We start from the raw sequence: 4,869 nt of genomic DNA, 5'->3' as shown, positions 1-4,869 counted from the left end.
AAGAGTTAAACAAGAAACTTCTGTGTGTTTTCGGGTGTTTAGGCGCGAATGAATACACTCTCATCTCGACGAAAAGTGGGGTATGCCCGTGTCAGCACGGTTGGGCAGACTCTGGAACTTCAAATAAAAACACTCCAAGAATATGGATGCCGCAAAATCTATCGCGAAAAAGCGAGTGGGGCGGATGCTGAACGGGCGGAACTGCGCAAACTGATTGCAAGCCTGAAGGAAGGGCAATCCGTGGTGGTCACGCGGCTGGACCGGCTGGCACGGAGCACGTTTGATCTTTTTGCCATTGTGAAGAGTATTACTGACAAAAAAGCACAATTTTACTCTCTGGCAGAACCCTGGACTGACACCAGTACTAGCACTGGACGGCTTATGCTTGCAGTGCTGGGTGGCTTGGCGGATGTGGAGCGGGACCTGATTCGGACCCGTACGTCTGAAGGGCGCGCACGGGCGATCAGGCAAGGGAAGCGGATGGGCCGGCCACCCCGTATTACAGAGGCTCAACGGCAGGAAATTATCCAAAGGCGATCAAATGGAGAGACCCTGCACTCGATAGCCAAATCCTATGACATTAGTGATGGAACGGTTTCACGCATTGCCAGCGGCAAGGATAGCCACGCCAGCCGCAAGAAGGCTGGAAGCGGACAAGCGCCAAGCCCGGTTGTGGGGAAGAAAGCCAGCAGAAACACGCGTTCTCATACTCGCCCGAAGGCACATCCTGCTTCACAGGAGCCCGCGTAAGAGCCGTATTCCGTTTATAAGGGAGAGCGTTCACTCACCCTTTTGAGGAAGGGTCGTCACTGGCTGTTCGGATAAGGAAACGGGGAGCAGGCGAGCAGCCAGACGGCTGAGGGCGCGCGGGAAGAGCGTTGTATCCTGCATGGCGCGCGCCTGCACCAAGGCCCCCTGAATGGAGGCGATGGCTTCCTCTGCCAGAGTGGAGGCTGCGGTATGGGAATGGCCTGCGCGCACCAGCGCCTGTGTCAGCGCAGATTGCCATCCGGCGAAATAATGCCGGATACGGATTGCAAAACGGTCCCGTTCATCCCCCAGCGCGAACAGGCCCACGAGGCAGATGCGCTGGCCGGACTGAAAATAGGTTTCCACCTGCGCCAGCATGTGCCGGATAGCCTGCGGTGCTGAGGGTTCATCACGCAGGGGGAGAAAAATGGCGGTTTCAAACCAGCGGTCAATGGAGGCCAGAACGGCCTGGGCCATTTCCTCCTTTCCGCCGGGAAAGGCATTATACAGGCTGCCCTTGCCAGCCCCGGTTGCGGCGGTCATGCGGGCAACGCTTGTGCCCTCGTACCCATAAGAGCGAAACACTTCCCCCAACACGGGAAGCAGGCGGGAGCGAACGGCGGCTTTTTCTCCCATCCGTTATAGCCCCAGATCTGACAGACTGGGGTGATCAACCGGACGGGGAGCGGTTCGGTTCCAGAAAAACAGGCGTTGTGCTTCTTTTATGGGCACATCGTTAATGCTGGCGTGGCGAGTGTGCATCAGGCCGTTGGCATCAAAGGCCCAGTTTTCATTCCCGTAGGAGCGGAACCAGTGGCCCGCATTATTGCGCCATTCATAGGCGAAACGCACGGCCAGCCGCTCCTGCGTGAAGGCCCAGAGTTCCTTGATCAGGCGATAATCATGCTCCTGCTCCCATTTGGCGACCAGAAAAGCCTCTATTTGCGCGCGGCCTTTTATAAAGCTGCTGCGATTACGCCATGTGCTGTCAGGAGAATAGGCCAACGCCACGCGGGCCGGGTCTCGACTGTTCCAGGCATCTTCTGCCGCGCGCACCTTCTGGACGGCAGTTTCAAACGTGAACGGCGGCAGAGGCGGGCGACGGTTGGACATGGAAACTCCTGCAAAGAGGGAACGGCCCGATTTGATATAACAGGAACTTTGTACCATTTGGTACATGAAGGTCAAGTGCAATCAGCTTACCCGAAAAAAACGGAAGATTTCAAAAAAACGTCACATGCGTGCAAGAAAAAACCACTTAAAGAGAAGGCGGTTCTCTTTTTTGACATGAGCAAGAGCATGACACCTTCCCCCTGCTCCACCGAAGAGAACGAACAGCGCCGCTGCCGCCATGATGCGGCAACAGAACGCTGGCTCAAGACTATTCGGCAGACCATGAGGAAAACTGCCGTCCAGCCGCGTGTGCATTTTCAGCGCATGCCGCAACGCCCTGTGGACGACGAAGGCATTTTGCGGGATTTTGAATAACAAACCGGGAACGGTGCGGCCAACCTGACGTTAGAAAGGAAAAACCCGCAAGGGACTCCATTTCCTGCTGAAGGAAACCGTATTCATGCCTTTTCAGCGCAGATCTCTTTTTCTTGCAGCCTTATTGGGGGGCTGCTTACTGGCAGGCCACGCCCCCGCTTTTGCCGAACGTAGCGAGCGATTTTCCGGCACATTTTATGGCGAACACGGAACCGCCACCAAACCAACAGGCACCATAGACGCCCTGTTCTACCCGGCGGCGCATGTTCTGCGCTATTCCATGACGTGGAACAAACTGAGCGGCCCTGTGACCGTGGCCCATTTTCATGGTCCGGCCAGAAAGGGGCATGATGCGCCGCCCGTTGTGCTGATTACCGGGCCTTATCAAAGCCCGCTGACGGGTAGTGTAAGTCTGGATCAGGACCAGGAAGACATGCTGCACAACGGGACGCTGTATGTGAACCTGCACACCAGCGCCCACCCCAACGGAGAAGCCCGCGCCCAACTGGCGCCGTAATGCGGTCGCCCTTGCGGCGCGCAACAGGCTTATCCTTCCCCCCTCCCTTCACCGCCCCGCCACCTGGCATGGCAGCATATCGGCTGATGCACAGGCAGAGAGGAAACTCTGCTACAGCATCAGCCGTTTTTTTGGGGATCTGATACAAAAAGGGATGTGAAACACATGCGGCTTACCGCCATTCTGGCCTCAGCTTTTCTGCTTAGCGCAAGCGCCATGACACTGGACGCGCACCCGGCGACTGCCGCCACACAGCACCTGAAGCTGACACCCACGAATACGCAGGCTCTGCTGCATGCCCGCTCTGCCCTGACTGATATTGATGGCGCCTTTGAAACTGTCAGCGGCACACTGGCCTATGATCTGGAAGCGCAGACATGCCAGGTAGACCTGACCATGGATGTCAATTCCCTGAAGGTTGGAAGCGCCGTGTTACGCAGCGTGATGCTCTCTGGCCTGATGATGGATAGTGATACGCACCCCACCATGCATTATGCAGGACATTGTGTGCCCAAGATTGTAAAAGGCAAACTTTACACTCAGCTTGTCGGTAATCTGACCATGCGCGGGCAGACGCATCCGCTGACCTTTGCCGTGCAGATGCGCTTTACCGGCAACACACTGACCACCATTGCCAGTTCGGCCACGTTTGATCAGCGCCAGTGGGGCCTGAGCACGCTGCTCCATTCCGTTGACCCGATGGTGAAAACGGAAACCATCATTACCCTGCCGTCATCTTCCGCAAAACAGGGCTAAGCGCGTATCAGGGAGAAATGCCGAAGCGGGAGGCCAGCCATACAGCCACCAGATACAGAACGGTTGTCACTACGCATCCCGCCAGCAGGGCCGCATAAAACGGCACACCGTGGCGCATGGCCCATGGAATAAGCAGAAACATGGGCAGAGACGGCAGCACGTACCACAGCGTTGCGCTGACATGCGCCTCCATCCGGGCGGGATCTTTTGTTTCCTGCCACAGCCAGATCATGCCCAGAATGGAAATGAGCGGCAGGGAGGCCACCAGCGCCCCAAACCCCGGATAACGCCGCGCCAGTGAGGACACGGCAGCAATAATCAGGCCGGATAAAAACGCTTTCAGCCAGAAAAACACGAGGAAAACCCTTTACCTTTTGCAGGGCGAGTGCGCTTGGAGCCTGCTACAGTGCACAGCACCTCTCCGCATCTGAAAGGTGCTGTGCAAAACATAGTTCACGTAATGCATACCCCTTCCCCAAGGGTGTGTGCCAACTACGCCTTTTGAGCGCTGCCTGCAAAATGCACGCGCCGAGACAACAGATTGTGGGATAAGTTCGCAGCAGTGATTATGAAAATCTGGTTGAAAAAGCTGGACAGGTGAGGCGGGAAAAACACTAGCCCTCACCTGCCGCTTGTTCAAACAGGGGCTTAGAAGTGGGTTTCATCCTGCCCGGCGGCAGGGGACTGGCCCTGCGCTGGCGTGTTGGGTTGGCCGGACGTGTTGCCCAAGGGCGCACCAGCGTTCATTTTGCCGGGCTCTGTGGAATGTTCCACGTCATATGCCGTGGCTTTTTCCTCATACGTGCCTTTTGCGCCGGGGTGTTCCTTATCATACAGGGCGGCCTTCTGTTTGGCTTCCTTGCGATAAACGTGGCGGCGGTACATGCCGGTAACGCATCCGCCCAGCGCGCCAATAACGCCATGATGCACAACGTGGCCGCCCACGGCCCCCGCAGCACCATATTTGAGGCAGCCGCCCGGTTCGGCCTGCGCCACGGAGCCCATGCCTGGCGCACCCGTGCCGACAATGCCGGAACCAAGGGCCACAACGGCTACTGCCGCCAGAGTTGTCATTCGACGCATTGTGTCTCACATCCTTCAAACTGCCATACAAACTGGCAGAACTGATCCGTATGTTACCCGCAGGGCGGGAGAACGCCAAACCCCAGCCCGTGCGCAGACCCCATACCCACCATGCAGACCTGCATGGTTTTCTCCGCCGCCTGTGCCTCTCCCACCTTGTGAGGTTGTGGGAAACAACCAGGAAAAGCGGGTAACTGGGGGTATGAAAGCAGAAAATTAAGGAAAAACGATGACTGCTGGTGCTGGTGCTGGTGCTGGTGCTGGTGCTGGTGCTG

At 57.0% G+C, this 4,869-nt stretch carries 9 protein-coding genes; 4 read left to right on the top strand and 5 right to left on the bottom strand.

Annotated features, from left to right (window positions below; translation table 11 throughout):
- Positions 1 to 48: 48 nt before the first annotated feature.
- A complete protein-coding gene (locus AD948_RS00555) occupies positions 49 to 750 on the top strand; it encodes a recombinase family protein (protein WP_248845860.1) in 702 nt (233 codons plus the stop codon).
- A 30-nt stretch (positions 751 to 780) separates the two neighbouring features.
- On the opposite strand, the gene AD948_RS00550 is transcribed toward AD948_RS00555, so the two are convergent.
- Positions 781 to 1,386 (bottom strand): TetR/AcrR family transcriptional regulator, encoded by a 606-nt coding sequence (locus tag AD948_RS00550; RefSeq protein WP_061470262.1) that lies wholly within the window; start codon positions 1,384 to 1,386, stop codon positions 781 to 783.
- Positions 1,387 to 1,389: 3 nt separating this feature from the next.
- Positions 1,390 to 1,863: a nuclear transport factor 2 family protein gene (locus AD948_RS00545; RefSeq protein WP_006559931.1), complete on the bottom strand. Its 474-nt coding sequence runs from the start codon at positions 1,861 to 1,863 to the stop codon at positions 1,390 to 1,392.
- A gap of 186 nt (positions 1,864 to 2,049) precedes the next feature.
- Between AD948_RS00545 and AD948_RS17965 the strand changes: the two genes are divergently transcribed.
- The 3 genes from AD948_RS17965 to AD948_RS00530 all read left to right on the top strand — a co-directional run bounded on the left by AD948_RS17965 (position 2,050) and on the right by AD948_RS00530 (position 3,511).
- Positions 2,050 to 2,238: a hypothetical protein gene (locus tag AD948_RS17965; protein WP_086896815.1), complete on the top strand. Its 189-nt coding sequence runs from the start codon at positions 2,050 to 2,052 to the stop codon at positions 2,236 to 2,238.
- A gap of 85 nt (positions 2,239 to 2,323) precedes the next feature.
- A complete protein-coding gene (locus AD948_RS00535; RefSeq protein WP_006560354.1) occupies positions 2,324 to 2,755 on the top strand; it encodes a CHRD domain-containing protein in 432 nt (143 codons plus the stop codon).
- A 165-nt stretch (positions 2,756 to 2,920) separates the two neighbouring features.
- Positions 2,921 to 3,511, top strand: a complete 591-nt coding sequence (locus AD948_RS00530) for a YceI family protein (RefSeq protein ID WP_061470261.1) — start codon at positions 2,921 to 2,923, stop codon at positions 3,509 to 3,511.
- A 7-nt stretch (positions 3,512 to 3,518) separates the two neighbouring features.
- On the opposite strand, the gene AD948_RS00525 is transcribed toward AD948_RS00530, so the two are convergent.
- From AD948_RS00525 to AD948_RS18470, 3 genes are all read right to left on the bottom strand, one after another.
- Positions 3,519 to 3,866 carry a DUF3147 family protein gene (locus AD948_RS00525; protein ID WP_061470260.1) on the bottom strand — a complete coding sequence of 116 codons (348 nt, stop codon included), beginning with the start codon at positions 3,864 to 3,866 and terminating at the stop codon, positions 3,519 to 3,521.
- Between the two features lie 293 nt (positions 3,867 to 4,159).
- Complete coding sequence (locus AD948_RS00520) at positions 4,160 to 4,594, bottom strand: hypothetical protein (protein WP_061470259.1); 435 nt, start codon at positions 4,592 to 4,594, stop codon at positions 4,160 to 4,162.
- A 53-nt stretch (positions 4,595 to 4,647) separates the two neighbouring features.
- On the bottom strand, positions 4,648 to 4,869 hold a 222-nt coding region (locus tag AD948_RS18470; RefSeq protein WP_211264412.1), incomplete at its 5' end, for a hypothetical protein.

This window comes from Acetobacter senegalensis (genome assembly GCF_001580995.1).
In the GTDB taxonomy this organism is placed as follows: domain Bacteria; phylum Pseudomonadota; class Alphaproteobacteria; order Acetobacterales; family Acetobacteraceae; genus Acetobacter; species Acetobacter senegalensis.
Note: the sequence above shows the minus strand (reverse complement) of the source record. Positions and strands in the feature narration are given on the sequence as shown.

Excerpts from the sequence above, each read along its gene's own strand:
- AD948_RS00555 (WP_248845860.1), top strand. The coding sequence starts at position 49 with ATGAATACACTCTCATCTCGACGAAAAGTGGGGTATGCCCGTGTCAGC.
- AD948_RS00550 (WP_061470262.1), bottom strand. The coding sequence starts at position 1,386 with ATGGGAGAAAAAGCCGCCGTTCGCTCCCGCCTGCTTCCCGTGTTGGGG.
- AD948_RS00545 (WP_006559931.1), bottom strand. The coding sequence starts at position 1,863 with ATGTCCAACCGTCGCCCGCCTCTGCCGCCGTTCACGTTTGAAACTGCC.
- AD948_RS17965 (WP_086896815.1), top strand. The coding sequence starts at position 2,050 with ATGACACCTTCCCCCTGCTCCACCGAAGAGAACGAACAGCGCCGCTGC.
- AD948_RS00535 (WP_006560354.1), top strand. The coding sequence starts at position 2,324 with ATGCCTTTTCAGCGCAGATCTCTTTTTCTTGCAGCCTTATTGGGGGGC.
- AD948_RS00530 (WP_061470261.1), top strand. The coding sequence starts at position 2,921 with ATGCGGCTTACCGCCATTCTGGCCTCAGCTTTTCTGCTTAGCGCAAGC.
- AD948_RS00520 (WP_061470259.1), bottom strand. The coding sequence starts at position 4,594 with ATGCGTCGAATGACAACTCTGGCGGCAGTAGCCGTTGTGGCCCTTGGT.